The organism is Cupriavidus phytohabitans (assembly GCF_017815025.1).
In the GTDB taxonomy this organism is placed as follows: Bacteria; Pseudomonadota; Gammaproteobacteria; order Burkholderiales; family Burkholderiaceae; genus Cupriavidus.
The window spans coordinates 1-1,305 of the sequence record NZ_JAGIQB010000193.1 but is presented as its reverse complement, the minus strand read 5'-3'; the positions used below and the strand labels follow the sequence as shown (position 1 = coordinate 1,305).

Annotated in this window: 1 protein-coding gene; it reads right to left on the bottom strand. The window is 68.7% G+C overall.

What is annotated here, in order from left to right; all coding sequences use genetic code 11:
* A partial coding sequence (locus J8I34_RS34080; RefSeq protein WP_305826474.1) for a phage integrase family protein occupies positions 1-694 on the bottom strand: 694 nt, incomplete at its 3' end.
* Between the last annotated feature and the right edge of the window lie 611 nt (positions 695-1,305).

Here is a 1,305-nt window from a genome sequence, read left to right as displayed (position 1 = left end):
CCAGCGGCACCAGCGGCACCAGCGGCACCAGCGGCACCAGCGGCACCAGCGGCACCAGCGGCACCAGCGGCACCAGCGGCACCAGCGGCACCAGCGGCACCAGCGGCACCAGCGGCACCAGCGGCACCAGCGGCACCAGCGGCACCAGCGGCACCAGCGGCACCAGCGGCACCAGCGGCACCAGCGGCACCAGCGGCACCAGCGGCACCAGCTTGCGCGCGAGCTCGGGACCCAGTTCGACCAGCGCCGTCTGGGGCGTGTCGTCGACGACCACGAGCGGGCCGAGCGTCGCCGCCTGGGACTGCAGCCAGCGCTCGATGGCGCGCGCCTTGCCGGCCCCCAGCCGGGGCACCGGCAGATACCAGCGCCGGCCGCGCAGCGCGATGTAGCCTTGCAGCTGCCTGAGCGTCTGGATGTGCTCGTGGCGCAGCGCCCGGAACACGATCGGACGCAGCCACGCCGACACCGGGTCGTCGGGCTGCGGCGCGGAGAAATCCTGGTCGGCGGCGCGCACCAGGTAGTCGATCGCACTCTTCGGCCAGCGATTGAAGCGGCGCGCGTCCGCCAGGCTCGCCGACAGATAGGGGTTGCTCAGGCAGACGCGCTCGACCAGGTGGTCGCGCATTTCGTCGAGCCGCAGCTTCCAGCTGCGCCGCGGTGTCGATGCCGGCAGCGTGCAGCGCCTCTTCGTCATAGACGCGCGCCAGGATCTGGTCGGTCGGGATGCGGTTGAGCCGGAAGCGCAGCGCCGTGAAGTCGGCGCGGGTATAACGCGGGGCGTCGGCGGCGACGAGGTTATGTTGGGCCATGCCATGCCATGGCAGGGCAGGGCAGGGCAGGGCAGGGCAGGGCAGGGCAGGGGGTCGGCAGCGACCGTCATCTTACCTGATAATAATGACTAAGCGGCGGCCCGGGGCGCCGCGCATGGGCTGGATGAAACGCTAAGGCAGGGGCGTGCAGGTGGCGTCGCGGGCAGCGGCAGCGACCCCATTTTCGGCTACACTGTGGGGAACCCCGCCGCGCCCGTGGCGGGGTTCAAGCGGTGTCAGCGCCGCGTCCGCCGGCCTCCCGGCGCCGGTTCCGGCACCTCCGCCGTCGCCGATCTCCCCAAGTGCAGCGTCAAAAACCCGGCAAATCCCATAAAAAATCAAACCTGATAATGGGGATTATCAGGCAAGGCTAGCAAGCAATCCTTACGTCACTTTCACGGCGCTCGCTCACACAACTAATGCGGTTCTGTCGCAGTAACGGTACGGAAGTAGAATTTGCGGTCGTGAAACTTGAAGGCCAGAAAATGATTCAACC